The organism is Teichococcus globiformis, assembly GCF_042646265.1.
GTDB lineage: Bacteria > Pseudomonadota > Alphaproteobacteria > Acetobacterales > Acetobacteraceae > Pseudoroseomonas > Pseudoroseomonas globiformis.
In genome coordinates, this window is record NZ_JBHRTN010000008.1 from 343,968 (window position 1) to 360,185 (window position 16,218).

Below are 16,218 nucleotides of genomic sequence, written 5' to 3' on the forward strand. Positions count from 1 at the left end.
TAAGCTCATGCCCATCTGCCTCCAGCCCCGTCACTTCCCGTCTCGCAGGGCGCCGCGCGCGCCGCAGGAGGGCTAATCATGGCCGAGATCGCCGCCGAGGCCTCCGCTCCGCGTCCGGTCGAGGACGCCGCCATCGGTCCCCGCCGCCCGCCGCTCCTGGCGGTAGGGCCCGTGGCCTGGGCCCGTGCCAACCTATTCTCCTCCTGGCTGTCGACCGCCGTCACCCTGGCGCTGCTGTATCTGATCGCCCGCTGGGTGATGGGCTTCGTGGACTGGGCGTTTCTCAATGCCATCTGGTCGGTGCCCGTCACCAACGGACAGGCGCAAACCCAGGCCTGCCGCGCTCTGGCCGGCACCGGCGCATGCTGGGCGGTGATCACGGAAAAGCACCGCTTCATCCTGTTCGGCACCTACCCCTACGAGGAGCATTGGCGGCCCGCACTCTGCGTGCTGCTGTTTATCGGCCTGTACATCGTCTCGGCCATGCGGCGCTTCTGGCGCAAGGAACTGGCGCTGATATGGCTCGGCACGCTGACGCTGATCGGCGTGCTGATGTGGGGTGGGATGTTCGGCCTGTCCTACGTGCCGCAGGAGCGGTGGGGCGGGCTGGTGATCACCCTGATCCTGTCCACCTTCGGCATCGCCCTCGCCTTCCCGCTGTCGATCCTGGTGGCGCTCGGTCGGCGCTCCAAGCTGCCGGCGATCAAGATGCTTTGCGTGCTGTATGTGGAGCTGATCCGCGGCGTGCCGCTGATCTCGCTGCTGTTCATGGCCAGCGTGATGTTTCCGCTCTTTCTCCCTGAGGGGCTGAACATCGACAAGCTGCTGCGTGCGCAGATCGCCATCATCCTCTTCGCCGCCGCGTACCTGGCCGAGGTGGTCCGTGGCGGCCTGCAGGCCCTGCCGCGTGGCCAGTACGAGGCCGCCGACGCACTCGGGTTGTCCTATTGGCAGAAGACCGGCTTCATCATCCTGCCGCAGGCGCTGCGTCTGGTGATCCCGCCATTGGTGAACACCTTCATCGGCATGTTCAAGGACACTTCGCTGGTGCTGATCATCGGCATCTTCGACCTGCTGACCGCCGGCAAGACAGCGATCGTCGAGCCCGCCTGGCAGGGATTCGGCATCGAGGTCTATGTCACCGTCGGCATCATCTACTTCATCTTCTGCTTCGCCATGTCCCGCTACAGCCAGGGGCTGGAAACGGAGCTGAACCAGCATCGCGTCCGTTGATGACGCCCGCACCGAACCACCGCGAAGGAACCGCCCCATGAGCGCCACGATGGAACAGGCCTCCCCCGTCTCCTCCGCCGCCCGCACGGATGCGCCGCCGGCCATCCTGCTGGACAAGGTGAACAAGTGGTACGGCGCCATGCACGTGCTGCGGGACATCAACCTGTCCGTCGCGCAGGGCGAGCGGGTGGTGGTCTGCGGACCCTCAGGCTCCGGCAAATCCACCATGATCCGTTGCATCAACCGGCTGGAGCAGCACCAGGAAGGCCGCATCATCGTCGACAACATTGAGCTGTCGGACGATCTGCGCGCGCTTGACGCCATCCGCCGCGAGGTTGGCATGGTGTTCCAGAGCTTCAACCTGTTCCCGCACCTGACCATCCTGGAGAACTGCACCCTGGCTCCGATCTGGGTGCGCCGGATGCCCAAGAAGCAGGCCGAGGAACTGGCCATGGAGTACCTGACCCGGGTGAAGATCCCGGAGCAGGCCGGCAAGTATCCCGGGCAGCTCTCGGGCGGCCAGCAGCAGCGCGTGGCGATCGCCCGGGCGCTGTGCATGAAGCCCAAGATCATGCTGTTCGACGAGCCGACCTCGGCCCTCGACCCGGAGATGATCAAGGAGGTGCTCGACACCATGGTGATGCTCGCCGGCACCGGCATGACCATGATTTGCGTCACGCACGAGATGGGCTTCGCCCGCCAAGTCGCCGACCGCGTGGTGTTCATGGACCGCGGCGAGATCGTTGAATCCGGCGTTCCGGAACAGCTGTTCAACGATCCCAAAACTGACCGGCTCAAGACCTTCCTGAGCCAGATCCTGCGGGGGCATTGAGGACACGCAGGCTATGGGTCACGCCGGCAGGGGTGGCCCAGCGATCCTGGCCGTTGGCAATTCCGCTTGGAGGCGGCTCTGAATTGAAGCCGCTGGCGGCCTGACGACGGACCCGATCCGCCCGTTGAAAGCCACGGAGACGGCAGGGGTGAAGGCGGGGGGGAAAGCGCTGCGCCCTTCGGCGAGGATGGAGATAAGCCTGGGATTGGACCTCGCGCACACCGCTGCCCGCGTGCCCGAACCATCGTGACCATGGCCCCGCTTGATAAACCGTTCAGCGGTCGCTTGAATACCTATCCGCCCCAGTTCACCGGCACCGTATCCCCGGCGATGTAGAGCGGATGCCCCGGTTCGCCGGAAGCGGTGACGCGCAGCGCCATCGGCTTCACTCCAGCCTCGCGCAGCAGTGCCGCCAGGGCGGTGCTCCGCCAGCGCAGTGCCTTGGGCGGCAGGCCCCAGGCGACGATCACCCGCTCCGCCCGCCGGGACCATTCGCGGATGGCGTCGTCATTGCCTGGGCCAACCGGATCTTCGGTGGCCAGCAGCATCTCGGGCCTGGTGGCCCGCAGGGCGAAGCTGTTCAGCACCACCATGGCGCCGAACCCCCAGCGCCGCGTGAAGTCGCGGGCGCGGCGCACGGTCGGGTCGTCCACCTGCTCGTCGGCGGTGGAAGGGTTCATCATGATCCAGGCGACGAAGCCGGGCTCGCCGAACGGCCGGCCATCCCAGCGCCGTTCCAGAAAGGTGCGGTAGCGGCCGCAGTCCGAGAAGGCCGCGCGGCTGACCACATCGCCCGACACCGCCAGCCGCACCTTGCCACCTGGGTCGTGGCGATCCTGCGGGCGAAGCGTTTCGGGGAAAAGGTCGGCCATGAAGACACTCCGGGAAAGGAGGAGGAAAACGAGATCCCTCCGGACCCATGGCTTGCCTTGTCTGGGATCAAGCCTTCATCACCGCGAAAGGCGGAAGAGGAGGGCCGGAGCGGCTTCTATCTTCCGCGGCACTTCACCGCGCGCTGGCGCTGGCATCCGAGCGGTGAGCGCCGACGCGGGAAGCGAGTGCGGCGGCCATGAACTCATCCAGCTCGCCATCCAGCACCGCGTCCGGATTGCCCTTCTCGACGTTGGTGCGAAGATCCTTCACCAGCTGGTAGGGCGCCAGCACATAGGAGCGGATCTGGTGGCCCCATCCGATATCGGTCTTGCCGGCCTCGGTGGCGGCATTAACCTCTTCCCGCTTGCGCAGCTCCAGCTCGTAGAGGCGCGCCTTCAGCATATCCATGGCGATGACGCGGTTGCGGTGCTGCGATCGGTCCTGGGTCGAGGCCGCGACGATACCGGTGGGGATATGGGTGAAGCGCACGCCCGATTCAGTCTTGTTGACGTGCTGCCCACCGGCGCCCGAGGCGCGGAAGGTATCCGTCCGCAGATCGGCCGGATTGATCTCGATCTCGATCTTGTCGTCGATCACCGGAAAGACGTAGACGCTGGCGAAGGAGGTCTGCCGCCGCGCGGCGGCATCGAAGGGCGAGATGCGCACCAGCCGGTGCACGCCGCTCTCGGTCTTCAGCCAGCCATAGGCGTTGGCGCCGCTCACCTGGATGGTGGCCGACTTGATGCCGGCCTGCTCGCCTTCGGATTCCTCCGTCAGCTGTACCTTTAGCCCGCGCTTCTCCGCCCAGCGCGTGTACATGCGCAGCAGCATCTGGGCCCAATCCTGCGCCTCGGTGCCACCGGCGCCGGCATTCACCTCGACGAAGCAGTCGCGGAAATCGGCCTCGCCCGAGAGCAGGCTCTCGATCTCGCGGCGCTTGGCCTCGGCGGCAAAGGATCTAAGGTCGGCCAGGGCGGCATCGACCGTGGCGGTGTCTTCCTCCGCCTCGGCCATCTCGATCAGCTCCAGCGCGTCGCGGACGTTCTGCTCCAGCGACCGCACGCCCTCGATCTGATCGGCCAGGCGCGTACGCTCGCGCATCACCGCCTGGGCCTCGTCCGGCTTTTCCCACAGCGTCGGGTCCTCGGCGCGGGCATTCACCTCATCGAGCCGGCGGACAGCCACGTCCCAGTCCAGGTGACGGCGCAGCAGGGCGACGGATTCCTCGATTTGGCCGCGCAGGGCCTCAGCATCCGCACGCATGGTCGCAGCTCTCCTCGGGCACGATGGGCAGGCCGCGGGGCCGGGGCCGGCGGCCTGCTCGTCGGATCAGCGAATCGGGCGGCAGGGCCGCCACCGCGGAACCGCCAGGAGCGGCTCCGGTGAAGCGGGCGTCTTAGGGCGGATCGGGCTGTTGCGGAAGCACCCGGGCACGGAATCCACCCTGCCCTCCTCAGTACAGCCCGCCCAGGCTGTTGTCGGCGCCGACGGGAGTGTTGGTGGACATCTGGCCCTCGCCAATGGGGGGGCGGGCGGCGTGCTCGGTGCCCGGCCGGAAGGCCTCCAGGATGGTCTGCCCGCCCTCGATCTGGGTGCGGACCAGCGCGACGCCGGGTGGCGCGCGGAACGGCACGGGCGGGCTGTCCTTGAGCGCGGCGGCCACCACATCGTGGAAGACCGGCGCCGCGTTCACTCCGCCGGCCTCACCGGAGCCCAGGCTGCGTGGCTCGTCGAAGCCGATCCACACCGCCACCACGATATCGGGCGTGAAGCCGACGAACCAGTTGTCCATGTAGTCGTTGGTGGTGCCGGTCTTGCCAGCCACGGGGCGGTTCAGCCCTTCGCCGGCGCGGCGGCCAGAGCCGTACTGCACCACGCCCTGCAGCAGCGACACCATCTGGTAGGCGGCGATCGGGTCGGTGATCTGCTTGCGCTCGTCCAGCAGCTTGGGCGGCTCGGCCTCAGGCCCGGCCTCGCAACCCTGGCAGCGGCGATTGTCGGCGCGCCAGACCAGCTTGCCGAAGCGATCCTGCACCGTGTCGATCAAGGTCGGTGAAACTTCCTTGCCGCCATTCACGAAGGAGGCATACGCGGCGGCCATGCGCATCACCGTCGTCTCGCCCGCGCCCAGCGACATGGACAACACGCGCGGCATGTTCGGGATGACATGGAAGCGCGCGGCGGTTTCCGCCACCCGGCCGATGCCGACCTCCTGCGCCAGCCGGATGGTGACGAGGTTCAGCGATTGCTGGATGGCTGTGCGCATGGTCACCCAGCCGCGCGGGGCACCGGAATAGTTGCCGGGCTTCCAAAGTCCCTGCGGCGTCATGATCTCGATCGGCCCGTCGAGCAGGCGCTGGTTGGGCGGGATGCCCATTTCCAGCGCGGGCAGGTAGACAAAGGGCTTGAAGGAGGAGCCGGGCTGCCGGAGCGCCTGGGTCGCGCGATTGAACCAGGATTTCTCGAAGCTCCAGCCGCCGGCCATGGAGATGACGCGGCCCGTCGCCGGATCGAGCGCCACGATGGCGCCCTCGATCTGCGGCACCTGCCGCAGGCTGACCCGGACGGGGCCGTTGCCTTGGGCATTGTTCCCTTGGGCGCGCGGCTCCACCAGCACCACGTCGCCCGGCTTCAGCACGTCGCCCATCCGGCGGGGCAGGGCGCCCAGCCGGCCTTGCGCGTTCACCGGACGCGCCCATCCCGAAACATCGGCGAGCGGCAGCACTCCCTGACGCGGCTGCGCCTGGGCACGGCCATCGGGGCGCTCCAGCCAGGAAAGCCTGGCTTCTCCGGCATTCACCGTCAGCGCCACGGCCAGGCGCCACCCTTCCGGCGTGCCGGCCGGGCGCCGCACTTCTTCCAGCTGCGGCATCCATTCGGTCGAGGCCGGGGAAATCTCGGCCACCGCTCCGCGCCAGCCGCCACGGCGGCGGTCATAGCTCATCAGCCCGTCCTGCAGCGCCTTTTCAGTGGCGCGCTGCAACTCGGGGTCCATAGAGGTGCGGACCACAAGCCCGCCCATGTTCGTCTGGTCCTCGCCGAAGCGGGCGACCAACTCACGCCGCACCTCCTCATTGAAGTACTGGCCGGTGCCGACCAGATCGGGCCGCACCCGGCCGCGTGCCACGATGGGCTCCTGCTTGGCCGCATCGGCTTCGGCACGGGTCACCGCACCATCCTCAGCCATGCGGTCCAGCACCCAGTCGCGGCGGATCTTGGCGGCGTCCGCGAAGCGGGCGGGATTGTAGTTGTTCGGAGCCTTGGGCAGGGCGCCGAGAAACGCCATCTCGCCCAGCGTCAGCTCATCCAGACCCTTGTTGAAATAGTTCATCGCGGCGGAAGCGACGCCATAGGCCTGCTGCCCCAGGAAGATCTCGTTCAGGTAGATCTCGAGGATGCGTTCCTTGGGCATGGCGGATTCGAGGCGGAAAGCCAGAATCGCTTCGCGCACCTTGCGCAGAATGGTGCGGTCATTGCCCACCAGCATGTTCTTGGCGACCTGCTGGGTGATGGTGGAGGCGCCCAACGCGCGGCGCCCGCTCATCATCCCCTCGACGTTCTGCACAGTGGCGCGCCCGAGGGCGAGAAAGTCGACGCCCGGGTGGGTCCAGAAATTCTGGTCCTCGGCAGCCACAAAGGCGGCCTGCAGGCGCGGCGGAATGGCGTTGATCGGCAGGAAGACGCGGCGCTCGGTGGCCAGTTCCGCCATCAGTCCCGAATTGGCGGCGTAGATGCGGCTCATCTGCGGCGGCTGGTAGTCGGCCAGCCAGGCATGCTCGGGCAGGTCGCTCGCCGCCTCGCGGTACAGGCCGAAGGCAGCGATGCCGGCGACCACGCCGCCGGCCAGCACGGCCACCATGCCGAAGCCGGTCAGCCGCACCAGCCATCGGCCAACCGTGCGCCGGGGGTGTCCATCACCGCCATCCTTTCCCCCGCGACGCGGTGGACGCGGCGGTTGTCCGGGCGGAGCTGTTTCAGGCGAGCGGGCGCGGTTTCCCACAAGGGGTCGGTCGGCGCGGAGGTCGTTCGGTGCCATGGCGCGTTCCCCTTACACCCTGGGCCCGCATTGCGCGAAGCGCCTTGTCAGCATGACCCCCAGATAGGGGGGCCGTCCCGCCACCGCCACAAAGAATCACGTGAGAAACAGGACGACACACTCTGGCTCCGCTGAAGTCCCGCCCCTTACTCGGATGCTTCCAGGCGGATCCGGTTGCCGGAGGGATCGACGGCCCAGAGCCCCTCGCCCTCAGGCTGGGCCGCCTGCATGGCCTGGGCGACGCGCGGGGCGGACGGCCCGCTGGCGCGTAGAGCAAGCTCGGCCAGTCCGGCGAGCCCGGCCGGGCGGACGCCGGAACTGTTCCAGCCATTCACCGCCAGGTGATGGTGGTAGCCGCCCGTGGCCAGAAAGCTCGCCTGCGGCCGGCGATGCATCACCGCAAAACCCAGGCTGCGATAGAACGCTTCGGTGGCCGGAATATTGCCGCCGCGCAGATGCACATGGCCGATCCGCGTGGCCTCCGCCGCCAGCGCAGGGCCGTTGGTGTCCTCCAGCAGCGCCCGCAGATCGAGCCGGTGGGTGAACATGGCCACGCCACCCTGCTCGTCACGCGGCCATTCTCCCCGCGGGCGGTCGAAATACACTTCGATCCCGTTGCCCTCCGGATCCGCCAGGTAGAGCGCCTCGCTGACTCCATGATCCGAGGCGCCCTGCAGCCGCACCCCCATGCCCAGCGCATGGTGCAGCCAGCCTGAAAGCGCCCGGCGGTCAGGCAGCAGAAAGGCGGTGTGGAAGAGGCCGGGCTCGCTGCCCTGCTCGGGCTTGGCCCCGGGCGCCGGAAGCAGGCGCAGCGTTGCACCGCGCAGGGGAAAGCGAAGGGCACCAGGCGCGGCCGTATCAGGCTCGGCGGCCGTTCCCAGCAACGCAGCGTAAAAGCCGGACAGGGTGGCGATATCCCGTGCGGCCAGGGTGATCCCGGCCACGGAGAGCGGTGCAGCCTCGGGCAACGGGCTGGCGGTGGCGGACATGGGCAAGCTCCTTGCTTCCCCGCATCTGGGATGGAAATGGCCGAAAGTGAAATCGGTCGGAGAAACCATCGTCATTCATCGGGAGAATGGCTGTGCTGCAGTGCAGCATAACGCTGGCCGGGGCCTGCGCCGTGCCCTATCCTGCCAGCATGCACGGCGCGGCATCGGCTCGCCGGCCCCAGGAGCCATGCCCCATGTTGTGTTACCCGGCGGAGGATGCGGCCACCATCTCCGGACCCCCTCTACGTTTCCTGGCCCCGGCGGAAGCCGATGCTCCCGCCCTGCTGTTCCTGCACGGCGCGGGGTGCGGCGCCTGGGTCTGGGATGAGGGGTTCGGAGCCCGCTGTGCCGCCCACGGCCTGGATGGCACCGCCCCCCTCTTGACGCGGCATCGGGGCGCAACAGGGTTGAGCGTGCTGGACTATGTGGCTGAGGCGCGCGCCCTGCTGGCCGGCCTGAAACGGGACGTGGTGCTGGTCGGGCATTCCTTGGGAGCTTTGGTGGCCCAGCACCTGCTGCTGGAGCCTGCGGTCCGTGGCGCCGTTCTGCTGACCCCGGTGCCGCCTGAAGGGTTATGGCTGTCCAGCGCCCAACTGGCCTGGACCGATCCGGTGTTGTGGGCCGAGGCGGCGCGAATGGATGCCGCCACCGGCAGCGCGCCGGCGGCCCTGGCGCCCACGCTGTTCGGGCCCTCCATGCCGGCAGCGGCGGCGCAGCAATTCCTGGCCCGGATGGGCGGCGAATCGCAGGCGGCGCTGCTGGAAGCGCAGTTTCCGCAGCCGGTGCCGATGGGATGGCTGCATGGCCGCAAGCTCCTGGTGCTGGGCGCTGCGGAAGACCGGCTGATCTCGCCCGATGCCGCGCGGCGCTGCGCTCTGTGGCATGGGGCGGAGTTGGAGATCCTGCCGGATCGTGGCCACCTGTTGATGCTGGAGCCAGGGTGGGAGGCTGTGGCCGATCGCGTCATCGCCTGGGTACGGAAGCTGGGCTGAGCGGCGGCCCGGGCAGGTCACGGCCAACGGCTAACGGCGACCACCATGGGCCCCCATGCCGTCATCTGCGTCAGGCGCCCTCGCCAGGGCCGGCGCCGGGCCGGCAATCAGCCGGCCGTTTCCGCCACCACCTTGCGCACGAAACCCCGCCAATCATCCCGGCGCGTTGCCGCCAGGCGCTGCCCGCCGGGTGTCTCGACATAAAGGGTGAGGGCACCCTTTGCCCACAGCCCGTCGAAGATCCGCACATCCGACAGCGCCAGCACGGCGCTGCGCTGGAACACAGCCTCCTTCGTCTTCGGATGCTCCTTCCACAGCCACCAGACAATGCCGGCCATCATCAGCGCCATGCCGACATGGATGTTCACCAGCATCATCCCGCCAATGGCCACGGCCACCAGGGCGAAGGGCCAGACGATGTTCTCGGAATAGCGGTACACGGGCGAGCCCGGCGTGTTCATCTTGCGGATGTGCACGCCAAGCTGGATGCGCTTCGCGGCGATCTCCTCGCGCAGCGTCTCGAACTCATTCATTCCTGGACCATGCTTTCCCTGATCAGGCCGGTGCGCCATCCGGAAAGGCGGCGCGCATCAGCGCCCTTGTATAGTCCGCCTTCGGCGCGCGCATCACCGCATCGGCCTCGCCCGCCTCGACCACCTGCCCGCCCTTCAGCACCATGATGCGGTGCGCCATGGCGCGGACCACGCGCAGGTCGTGGCTGATGAACAGGTAGGCCAGGCGGTGCTTCGCCTGCAGCCCGCGCAGCAGGTCCACCACTTGCGCCTGCACAGACACATCCAGCGCACTGGTGGGTTCGTCCAGCACCAGCAAGCGGGGCTGCAGCACCAGGGCACGGGCGATGGCGACGCGCTGCCGCTGCCCGCCGCTGAATTCGTGCGGATAGCGCTGCGCCGTGGCCGGGTCGAGCCCGACCTCGACGAGTGCGTCCATCACCCGCTTTTCCCGCGCCGTGCGGCCCAGCTTCGGCGCGTGCACCGCCAGACCCTCGCCGACAATCTCGGCCACGCTCATGCGCGGGGACAACGAGCCGAACGGGTCCTGGAACACGACCTGCATGCGCGAGCGGAGGGGACGCAGCGCGGCGCGCGTGAGGCCCTGGATCGGCTCTCCCTCGAATCGGATCGTGCCCTCGCTGCGCTCCAGCTGCAGCAGTGCCAGGCCCAGCGTGGTCTTGCCGCTGCCGCTTTCGCCCACCAGGCCCAGCGTCTCGCCCTGCCGCAGGTCGAGCGACACGCCGTCGACCGCCTTCACCGCGCCGACCTGCCGGCGCAGCACGCCGCGGCGAATGGGGAAGTGGACCCGGATCTGCTCGGCCTCCAGGATGCGCGGCGCATCGCTGGACACAGGTTCCGGCCGTCCGCGCGGCTCGGTCGCCAGCAGCATCTTCGTGTAGTCGTGGCTGGGCGCAGTCAGCACGGTTCCGGCCGGGCCCTGCTCCATCACCCGCCCGTGCCGCATCACCACGACGCTGTCGGCATGGGCGCGGACAATCGACAGGTCATGCGTGATCAGCAGCATGGACATGTTCAGCCGCCGCTTCAGCTCGTCCAGCAGATCCAGGATCTGCGCCTGGATGGTGACGTCCAGCGCCGTGGTCGGCTCGTCGGCGATCAGCAGCTTCGGGTCGTTGGCCAGGGCCGCCGCGATCATCACCCGCTGCCGCTGCCCGCCCGAGAGCTGGTGGGGAAAAGCGTCCAGCCGTTCCTGCGGGTTGGGCAGCCCGGCACGCTCCAGCAGCTCGACGATGCGCGCCCGCAACGCCTCGCCGCGCAAGGGCCGGTGCAGCCGGATGGCCTCGCCCACCTGTTGCCCGATGCTGTGCAGCGGGTTGAGCGAGGTCATCGGCTCCTGGAACACCATGCCCGCCACGCCGCCCCGCAGCCGCTGCAATTCCCCCGGCGTGGCGCGCAGCACCTCCGTGCCGTCCATCAGGATGCGCCCGGAAGGGTTGGCCCCCGCCGCTGGCAGCAGCCTCAGGCAGGAAAGGGCCGTGACGCTCTTGCCGCTGCCGGATTCGCCGACCAGCGCCAGCGTCTCCCCAGGCTTCACGGCAAAGGAAACGTCATGCACCACCGCCTGGCCGCGAAAGGCGACCGAAAGGTTCTCGACGCGAAGGATGTCGGTCATGCGCCAGGGGCTCCGCTCCTGGATCCCGACGGGATGGATGAACCACCCCGGTCCGCGACATCAACGCGAACCAGGGCCGGAAGGACCGCGCGGTGGCGCGACGGGGCGGGGCTTATGATCATCTTTCCCGCCAAAGCTCGTGCTGCACTGAGGCAAGGGCGGCGACGGGTGCCTGGACACAGGATGGCTCAAGCATCCTGCGACGCCTTTCCCGGGCATGGCAGCCTGTCATGCGGAACCTCCCGGAAGCTTGCGCGGATCGAACGCGTCCCGCACCGCTTCGCCCACAAAGATCAGCAGGGTGAGCACGCCGCCCAGCACCACAAAGGCGGTGAGGCCCAGCCAGGGAGCCTGGAGGTTGTTCTTGCCCTGGGCGACGAGCTCGCCGAGCGAGGGCGAGCCTGGCGGCAGGCCGAAGCCCAGGAAGTCCAGCGAGGCCAGGATGGTGACCGAGCCCGAGAGCAGAAAGGGCAGAAAGGTGAGGGTGGCGACCATGGCGTTGGGAAGGATGTGCCGCCACATCACCGCACCATCCGACACACCCAGCGCCTTGGCCGCGCGCACATAGTCGAGGTTGCGGCCGCGCAGGAACTCGGCCCGCACCACGCCGGTCAGCGACATCCAGGAAAACAGCAGCAGGAAGATCAGCAGGGTCCAGAAGCCCGGCTCGATCACGCTGGCCAGAATGATCAGCAGAAAGAGCTGCGGCATGCCGGACCAGATCTCGATGAAGCGCTGAAAGCTGAGATCGACCCAGCCGCCGTAATAGCCCTGCACCGCTCCCGCCGCGACGCCGACCACGGAGGCGAACAGCGTGAGGGTGAAGCCGAACAGCACCGAGATGCGGAACCCGTAGATCACCCGCGCCAGCACGTCGCGCGCCTGGTCATCGGTGCCGAGCGGGTTCTTCCAGGAGGGCGGGGACGGCGCGGGCTGGCCGAGGTCGCGGATGATGGTGTCGTGCCGGTAGGGCAGGGGCGGCCAGAGCACCCAGCCTTCCTGCGCCGCGATCTCCTCCTGCAGCACGGGGTCGCGCCAGACCGCGGTGGTGGGGAAGCCGTCCGGGATGATGTCGCTCTCGGCGTATTCCACGGCGACGGGAAAGAACCAGCGGTCGCCGACCTTGGCCAGGAGCGGCCGGTCATTGGCGATCAGCTCGGCGAACAGGCACAGCAGGAACAGCACCAGGAAGATCCACATGGACCACCAGCCGCGGCGGTTGGCGCGGAAATTCGCCAGGCGGCGCGCGGTGATCGGCCTCACCGGCGGGCCTCGAAATCGATGCGCGGGTCGATGAGCGTGTAAGTGATGTCGCCGATCAGCTGCATGACGAGGCCGAGCAGGGTGAAGATGTAGAGCGTGCCGAACATGATCGGGTAGTCGCGCCGGATCGCCGATTCGAAGCCAAGCAGCCCGAGCCCATCCAGCGAGAACACGATCTCCACCAGCAGCGCGCCGGTGAACAGGATGCCGATAAAGGCCGCCGGGAAGCCTGCGATGATCAGCAGCATGGCGTTGCGGAAAACGTGTCCGTAGAGCACCCGCCCCTCATCCGCCCCCTTGGCGCGGGCGGTCAGCACGTACTGCTTGCCGATCTCCTCCATGAAGGAGTTCTTGGTCAGCATGGTCAGCCCGGCGAAACCGCCGATCACCAGCGCCAGCGTCGGCAGCGCCATGTGCCACAGGTAGTCCAGCGCCCGCTGCCAGAACGGCCAGTCCGCACTGCCGGAGGAGGTGAGACCCCTCAGCGGGAACCACTGCACGAAGGAGCCGCCGGCGAACAGCACCACCAGCAGGATGGCGAACAGGAAGCCCGGCACGGCATAGCCCACCAGCACCACGCCGGAGGTCCAGGCATCGAAACGCGTGCCGTCCCGCACCGCCTTGCGGATGCCGAGGGGAATGGAGACGAGATAGATGATCAGGGTGGACCAGAGGCCGAGGCTGACCGAGACCGGCAGCTTTTCCAGCAGAAGGTCGATCACGCGGCGGCCCTGGAACAGGCTTTCGCCGAAATCGAAGGTCAGGTAGCCCTTCAGCATGATCCAGAAGCGCTCATGCGCCGGCTTGTCGAAGCCGAAGGAGCGCTCGATCTCGGCTACCACCGCAGGGTCCAGCCCGCGCGCGCCGCGATACTGGTTGGCCGGGCCATCGCCGCCGCCACCTTGCCGCTGGGTGAACTCCCCCTGCCCCTCGCCCGAGATCCGCCCGACCGCGCTGCCACCCTGGCCGCGCAGCTCGGCGATCATCTGCTCCACCGGGCCGCCGGGGGCGAACTGCACCACGGCGAAATTGATCAGGATGATGCCGAACAGTGTCGGCACCAGCAGCGCCAGGCGCCGGAGGATATAGCCGCCCATGCGTCAGGCCTGCTCCCCGCCGGGCATCTATCCGGCCTGGCTCCGGTCCGCCGGCAGCGCCCTGTCGCGCGCCGGATCCACCCACCAGCTCATCATGTCGAGCGCGTAGCGCGGATTTCGCTCCGGCTTGCCGAACTTGTCCCACCAGGCGACGCGGAAAGAGCGGCTGTGCCAGTGTGGAATCACATAGTGCCCCCAGAGCAGCACGCGGTCGAGCGCGCGGCAGCGGTCGATCAGCGCCTGCCGGTCGGGAGCGGCGATCACCAGCTCCACCAGCGCGTCCACGATCGGGTCGCTGATGCCGATGATGTTGCGGCTACCCTGCTCCTTGGCCTTCTCCGAGCTCCAGAAATCCCGCTGCTCATTGCCGGGGGAAAGACTCTGGGGGAACACCTCGGTCGTCATGTCGTAGTCGAAGGCGTCCATCCGCACCTGGTACTGCGCGGCATCCACGGTGCGCGGTCGCGCCTCGATCCCCAACCGTTGCAGCGCCTGGATGTAGGGGAGGGCGATGCGCTCGAAGGTCGGGCCGTCCATCAGGATCTCGAAGGCGAAAGGCTCGCCCTTCTCGTTCACCAGGCGGCGGTCCTTCACCGTCCAGCCCGCCTCCTTCAGCAGGCCCAGCGCGCGGCGCGCGTGTTCGCGGTTGCTGTTGCTGCCATCCGAGGCCGGCACGCGGAACTCGCTGGTGAAGACCTGCTCCGGCAGCCGGCCGCGAAAGGCCGACAGCACCATCAGCTCGCCTTCCGAAGGCAGCCCTGTGGCCGCCAGCTCCGAGTTCGAGAAATAGGAGGTGGTGCGCGTGTAGGAACCATAGAACAGGTTCGCGTTCATCCACTCGAAGTCGAAGACCAACCCGAGCGCCTCGCGCACCCGCACATCCTGGAATTGCGGCCTGCGCAGGTTCATGGCGAAGCCCTGCATGCCGGTCGGCAATTCGTGGCGGATCTCCTCGCGCTTCACGCGCCCGGCACGGACCGCGGGGAAGTCATAGGCCGTGGCCCAGTCCTTCGCCACGTTCTCCATGCGGAAGTCGATCTGCCCTGCCTTGAAGGCTTCCAGCGCCACGGTGGTGTCGCGGAAATACTCGTAGCGCAGCGTGTCGAAATTGTTGGTGCCGCGCCGCGTCGGCAGGTCGCGGCCCCAGTAATCGGCCACCCGCCGCCAGGTGATGCTGCGCCCGGGCTCGAAGCTTTCAAGGCGGTAAGGGCCGGAGCCGAGCGGCAGGCCGAGGCCGGGCTGGGTGAAATCCTTTCCTTCCCACCAATGCTTCGGCAGCACGGGCATCTGGCCCAGAATGGTCGGCAGTTCGCGATTGGCGTCGTTCGCGAAGCGGAACACGGCGCGACGCTCGCCTTCTGCTACCACCTCGGAGACATCGCCCCAATAGGCGCGGTAGAAGGGCCGGCCCTTCTCGCGCAGGGTGTTGAAGGTCCAGACCACGTCTGCGGCGGTGACAGGCCGGCCATCGTGCCAGCGGGCCGCCTCGTTCAACTCGAAGGCCATGCCGCGGCCATCGGCCTGCAACTCCACCGTATGCGCCAGATGGGCATACTCGGTGCTGGCCTCGTCGGCGCTGGGGGCCATCAGCGTGTCGTAGAGCAGGGTCCCGGTGCCCGCAGCCGGAGTGCCCCGCAGGATAAAGGGGTTGAAGCTGTCGAAGCTGCCAATGGCGGTGAGCACCAGGCCGCCGCCCTTGGGTGCTTCCGGATTCACCCAGGGCCAGTGCCGGAAATCGCCGGGCAGAGCGGGCTCACCCAGCAGCGACAGCGCCTGAACCCGCCGCGGCGCCGGCCCGCCACCCTGCGGGGGAGCGGCCGCCGGCGGGGCGGAAGGCTGCGCATCTGGCGTCTGCGCCCGGGCAAGGACCGGGACGGCGGCAAGGGCAAGGCCGGAGGCCATGAGAGAACGGCGGCGCATGGATGTAGGATGAGGGTTCCGTCCGCCTGCGACAACCATCCCGTTGCGGTGCTTGCGATTTGCAATGAAGGCCAAGGGCTGCTGCCCTCTATCCCAGAAGCGCCACCGCTTCCGGCAGGAGGGCCCGGTCCCCCACTGCGATCACCTGGCCCGGTCCGTCCAGCCGCAGCGCCTGACCTTGCCAGTCGGTCATGGCGCCGCCGGCGGCCTCAACCACCGGCGCCAGGGCCACCCAATCCCAGGGCTTAAGGTCGGATTCCACCACGATGTCCACCAGTCCCAGGGCCAGTAGCCCGTAGGCATAGCAGTCGCCGCCCCAGGTGACGCGCCGCGCTGCACCCTTCAGCCGGGCGAAGCGGGGTGACTCGGCGGCGGTGAACATCTCATGGCTGGTGCAGGACAGTTCGGCCTCGGCCATGGTGGCGCAGGGCCGCGTGCGGGGGGCGGCACCGTGCCCCAGGCTCCAGGCGGGTCCCCGGAAGCTCAGCAGCTGATCCGCCGCTCCGATCCACCGCTCTCCGGTCGCGGGCTGGTCGATCAGGCCCAGAATGGGGCGTCCACGATGCATCAGGCCGATCAGCGTCCCGAACATCGGCCGGCCGGTGACAAAGGCGCGGGTGCCGTCAATGGGGTCGATCACCCACACATATTCGGCATCGGCCCGTTCCGCGCCATATTCCTCGCCCAGGACGCCATGGCTGGGGAAGCGGTTGGCCAACAGGGTGCGGATGCTGCGCTCGGCGGCGCGGTCAGCCTCGGTGACGGGGCTGGAGTCGCCCTTGGCCTCGACCAGCAGCGGGGAACGGAACAGGGGGCGGATCACGGCACCCGCCGC

The 16,218-nt window shown here is 68.3% G+C and carries 13 protein-coding genes; 3 read left to right on the forward strand and 10 right to left on the reverse strand.

Annotation, left to right across the window (positions count from 1 at the left end; translation table 11 throughout):
* Positions 1-78 precede the first annotated feature (78 nt).
* Together ACFOD4_RS08960 and ACFOD4_RS08965 are read left to right on the forward strand one after the other, a co-directional pair.
* The gene (locus ACFOD4_RS08960) at positions 79-1,233 is read left to right on the forward strand and encodes an amino acid ABC transporter permease (RefSeq protein ID WP_379595710.1); all 1,155 of its coding nucleotides are present in this window, start codon (positions 79-81) and stop codon (positions 1,231-1,233) included.
* Positions 1,234-1,270: 37 nt separating this feature from the next.
* Positions 1,271-2,065 carry an amino acid ABC transporter ATP-binding protein gene (locus tag ACFOD4_RS08965; RefSeq protein ID WP_379595711.1) on the forward strand — a complete coding sequence of 265 codons (795 nt, stop codon included), beginning with the start codon at positions 1,271-1,273 and terminating at the stop codon, positions 2,063-2,065.
* Between the two features lie 293 nt (positions 2,066-2,358).
* On the opposite strand, the gene ACFOD4_RS08970 is transcribed toward ACFOD4_RS08965, so the two are convergent.
* The 4 genes from ACFOD4_RS08970 to ACFOD4_RS08985 all read right to left on the reverse strand — a co-directional run bounded on the left by ACFOD4_RS08970 (position 2,359) and on the right by ACFOD4_RS08985 (position 7,963).
* Complete coding sequence (locus tag ACFOD4_RS08970; protein ID WP_379595713.1) at positions 2,359-2,937, reverse strand: DUF1643 domain-containing protein; 579 nt, start codon at positions 2,935-2,937, stop codon at positions 2,359-2,361.
* Between the two features lie 133 nt (positions 2,938-3,070).
* Positions 3,071-4,201 carry a peptide chain release factor 2 gene (prfB, locus tag ACFOD4_RS08975; RefSeq protein ID WP_379595714.1) on the reverse strand — a complete coding sequence of 377 codons (1,131 nt, stop codon included), beginning with the start codon at positions 4,199-4,201 and terminating at the stop codon, positions 3,071-3,073.
* A gap of 190 nt (positions 4,202-4,391) precedes the next feature.
* Positions 4,392-6,974 carry a penicillin-binding protein 1A gene (locus tag ACFOD4_RS08980; RefSeq protein WP_379595716.1) on the reverse strand — a complete coding sequence of 861 codons (2,583 nt, stop codon included), beginning with the start codon at positions 6,972-6,974 and terminating at the stop codon, positions 4,392-4,394.
* Positions 6,975-7,120: 146 nt separating this feature from the next.
* Positions 7,121-7,963, reverse strand: coding sequence for a VOC family protein (locus tag ACFOD4_RS08985; protein WP_379595717.1), 843 nt, complete (start codon positions 7,961-7,963; stop codon positions 7,121-7,123).
* A 194-nt stretch (positions 7,964-8,157) separates the two neighbouring features.
* On the opposite strand from ACFOD4_RS08985, the gene ACFOD4_RS08990 reads away from it, so the two are divergent.
* On the forward strand, positions 8,158-8,955 hold the full coding sequence (locus tag ACFOD4_RS08990; protein ID WP_379595719.1) for an alpha/beta hydrolase: 798 nt from the start codon (positions 8,158-8,160) through the stop codon (positions 8,953-8,955).
* Between the two features lie 107 nt (positions 8,956-9,062).
* Here the strand turns inward: ACFOD4_RS08990 and ACFOD4_RS08995 are convergent, their stop codons facing one another.
* From ACFOD4_RS08995 to ACFOD4_RS09020, 6 genes are all read right to left on the reverse strand, one after another.
* The gene (locus tag ACFOD4_RS08995; protein WP_379595721.1) at positions 9,063-9,488 is read right to left on the reverse strand and encodes a hypothetical protein; all 426 of its coding nucleotides are present in this window, start codon (positions 9,486-9,488) and stop codon (positions 9,063-9,065) included.
* Positions 9,489-9,510: 22 nt separating this feature from the next.
* Positions 9,511-11,103: an ABC transporter ATP-binding protein gene (locus tag ACFOD4_RS09000; protein ID WP_379595722.1), complete on the reverse strand. Its 1,593-nt coding sequence runs from the start codon at positions 11,101-11,103 to the stop codon at positions 9,511-9,513.
* A 228-nt stretch (positions 11,104-11,331) separates the two neighbouring features.
* A complete protein-coding gene (locus ACFOD4_RS09005; protein ID WP_379595724.1) occupies positions 11,332-12,366 on the reverse strand; it encodes an ABC transporter permease in 1,035 nt (344 codons plus the stop codon).
* Positions 12,363-13,463 (reverse strand): microcin C ABC transporter permease YejB, encoded by a 1,101-nt coding sequence (locus ACFOD4_RS09010; protein WP_379595726.1) that lies wholly within the window; start codon positions 13,461-13,463, stop codon positions 12,363-12,365. Before ACFOD4_RS09010 ends, ACFOD4_RS09005 begins: the two co-directional genes overlap by 4 nt.
* Positions 13,464-13,490: 27 nt before the next feature.
* On the reverse strand, positions 13,491-15,383 hold the full coding sequence (locus tag ACFOD4_RS09015) for an extracellular solute-binding protein (protein ID WP_379595727.1): 1,893 nt from the start codon (positions 15,381-15,383) through the stop codon (positions 13,491-13,493).
* Positions 15,384-15,471: 88 nt separating this feature from the next.
* Positions 15,472-16,218 (reverse strand): inositol monophosphatase family protein (locus tag ACFOD4_RS09020; protein WP_379595728.1); only part of this gene is annotated, 747 nt, incomplete at its 5' end.

Excerpts from the sequence above, each read along its gene's own strand:
- ACFOD4_RS08980 (WP_379595716.1), bottom strand. The coding sequence starts at position 6,974 with ATGGCACCGAACGACCTCCGCGCCGACCGACCCCTTGTGGGAAACCGC.
- ACFOD4_RS08970 (WP_379595713.1), bottom strand. The coding sequence starts at position 2,937 with ATGGCCGACCTTTTCCCCGAAACGCTTCGCCCGCAGGATCGCCACGAC.
- ACFOD4_RS08990 (WP_379595719.1), top strand. The coding sequence starts at position 8,158 with ATGTTGTGTTACCCGGCGGAGGATGCGGCCACCATCTCCGGACCCCCT.
- ACFOD4_RS08995 (WP_379595721.1), bottom strand. The coding sequence starts at position 9,488 with ATGAATGAGTTCGAGACGCTGCGCGAGGAGATCGCCGCGAAGCGCATC.
- ACFOD4_RS09000 (WP_379595722.1), bottom strand. The coding sequence starts at position 11,103 with ATGACCGACATCCTTCGCGTCGAGAACCTTTCGGTCGCCTTTCGCGGC.
- ACFOD4_RS09010 (WP_379595726.1), bottom strand. The coding sequence starts at position 13,463 with ATGGGCGGCTATATCCTCCGGCGCCTGGCGCTGCTGGTGCCGACACTG.
- ACFOD4_RS08965 (WP_379595711.1), top strand. The coding sequence starts at position 1,271 with ATGAGCGCCACGATGGAACAGGCCTCCCCCGTCTCCTCCGCCGCCCGC.
- ACFOD4_RS08985 (WP_379595717.1), bottom strand. The coding sequence starts at position 7,963 with ATGTCCGCCACCGCCAGCCCGTTGCCCGAGGCTGCACCGCTCTCCGTG.
- ACFOD4_RS09015 (WP_379595727.1), bottom strand. The coding sequence starts at position 15,383 with ATGCGCCGCCGTTCTCTCATGGCCTCCGGCCTTGCCCTTGCCGCCGTC.
- prfB (WP_379595714.1), bottom strand. The coding sequence starts at position 4,201 with ATGCGTGCGGATGCTGAGGCCCTGCGCGGCCAAATCGAGGAATCCGTC.
- ACFOD4_RS08960 (WP_379595710.1), top strand. The coding sequence starts at position 79 with ATGGCCGAGATCGCCGCCGAGGCCTCCGCTCCGCGTCCGGTCGAGGAC.